The following is a 2038-nucleotide window of genomic DNA, read 5'->3' as shown; positions in this document are numbered from 1 at the left end:
CCGCGACGGCGGAGTGGACGCCTCCCTCCCCGGCCGCACCGAGCGCGTCTCGGGCGAGCGCGGCCCCACGGTGTACGTCGACTTCGGCCACAGTGCCGACGCCTTCGCCCGCACCTTGGAGGCCGTCCGCGAGGTCACTCCCGGCCGCGTGGTCATGGTGTTCGGCGCCGACGGCGACCGGGACGCGCTCAAGCGCCCGGCGATGGCCGAAGCCGCCGTCCTGGGCAGCGACGTGCTGGTCGTCACCGACCACCACCCGCGCTTCGAGGACCCGGCCTCGATCCGGCGCACCCTCGTCGAGGCCGCCCGCGCCGCCCGTCCGGACGCCGAGATCCACGAGGTCGACGACCCCAAGCGCGCCATCCGCGTCGCCGTGTCCCTGGCGCACGAGGGCGACGCCATCCTCTGGGCCGGCCCCGGGCACCAGAACTACCGCGACATCCTCGGCGTGCGCACGCCGTACTCGGCCCGAGCCGAGGCCCGCGCAGCGCTCCGTGAGGCCGGCTGGGCGGACGAGGCGGTCCCCGCTCCGGCCTGACGCACGGCCCCGGCACGGCGGCCCTGAGATCCCGTTCAGGCTCGCCGGACGCTCTGTCGCGCTCTCCGCACGCGGTGTAACTTTGCGCAGCACGCAACGTTTGCGGCGGATCGCCGTGCCTGGACGCGTCCGCCAGACAAGGGGACCACCGTGGCCGACTCCGCCTCCGCTCCATCCGCTCCGACCTCGACGCCGTCCGGCGCCGTGATGTCGCACCGGCAGATCCTGTTCGTCATCTTCGGCCTGATGGCGGGGATGTTCCTCTCCTCGCTCGACCAGACCATCGTCGGCACCTCGATGCGCACCATCGCGGACGACCTCGACGGCCTCTCGCAGCAGGCGTGGGTGACCACCGCCTACCTGATCGTCTCGACGATCGCGACGCCGATCTACGGCAAGCTCTCCGACATCTTCGGACGCCGCCCGCTCTACCTGATCGCGATCGTGCTGTTCCTGATCGGCTCGACGCTCGCCGGCTTCTCGACCTCGATGCTCGGCCTCGCGGGCTTCCGCGCCGTGCAGGGCCTCGGCGCCGGCGGGCTCATGTCGCTCGCGCTCACGGTGATGGGCGACATCCTGCCCCCGCGCGAGCGCGCCAAGTACCAGGGCTACTTCCTGGCCGTCTTCGGGATCTCCAGCGTCGTCGGACCGCTCATCGGCGGCCTGCTCGCCGGCACCCCCGAGATCCTCTTCATCACCGGCTGGCGCTGGGTCTTCCTGATCAACCTCCCGATCGGCGCCGTCGCGCTCTTCATCGTCGTGCGGTTCCTCCACCTGCCCAAGCCCGCCGGCAAGCGCTCGGTGCGGATCGACTGGTGGGGCGCCTCCCTCGTCGTCATCGCCGCGGGACCGCTGCTGCTGATCGCCGAGCAGGGCCGCGAGTGGGGCTGGGGCTCGCCGATCGCGTGGGTCTGCTACATCGTCGGCGCGCTGGGCGTCATCGGCTTCATCGCGGCCGAGCGGATGATGGGCGACGACGCGCTCATCCCCCTCAAGCTCTTCCGCTCGCCGACCTTCTCGATGGCGACCGTGCTGGGCGTCCTCGTCGGCTTCGGCATGTTCGGCGGCATGATGGCGATCCCGCTGTACCTGCAGCTGGTGAACGGCGCCACGCCGACCGAGTCCGGCTTCCTGATGCTGCCGATGATCCTCGGCCTGATGATCGCCTCGATCGTCTCGGGTCAGATCATCTCGCGCACGGGCCGCTACCGCGCCTTCCCGATCGTCGGCACGTTCCTGATGTCGGCCGCGTTCTTCTACTTCACCTTCGTGACGATCGACAAGCCGGTGATCTTCATGATGGGCGGGATGCTGATGCTGGGCCTCGGGCTCGGGCAGATGATGCAGACCCTCACCCTGGCCTCGCAGAACTCGGTCGACGTGGCGAACATGGGAGTCGCGACCAGCGCCTCCACGTTCTTCCGCCAGATCGGCGGCACCCTGGGCACCGCCGTGATCTTCTCGGTGCTGTTCAGCCGGATCCCCGACACCATCGCCGCG

At 70.5% G+C, this 2038-nt stretch carries 2 protein-coding genes; both read left to right on the top strand.

Annotated elements, in window-relative coordinates; translation table 11 throughout:
• On the top strand, positions 1-538 hold a 538-nt coding region (locus C5C10_RS17365), incomplete at its 5' end, for a glutamate ligase domain-containing protein (protein WP_308471671.1).
• Between the two features lie 207 nt (positions 539-745).
• On the top strand, positions 746-2038 hold a 1293-nt coding region (locus C5C10_RS17360), incomplete at its 3' end, for an MDR family MFS transporter (RefSeq protein ID WP_146082202.1).

The organism is Rathayibacter sp. AY1A3 (genome assembly GCF_002930975.1).
Lineage (GTDB): Bacteria > Actinomycetota > Actinomycetes > Actinomycetales > Microbacteriaceae > Rathayibacter.
The sequence above is the reverse complement of the archived record's forward strand: the minus strand, read 5'-3'. Positions and strand labels throughout refer to the sequence as shown.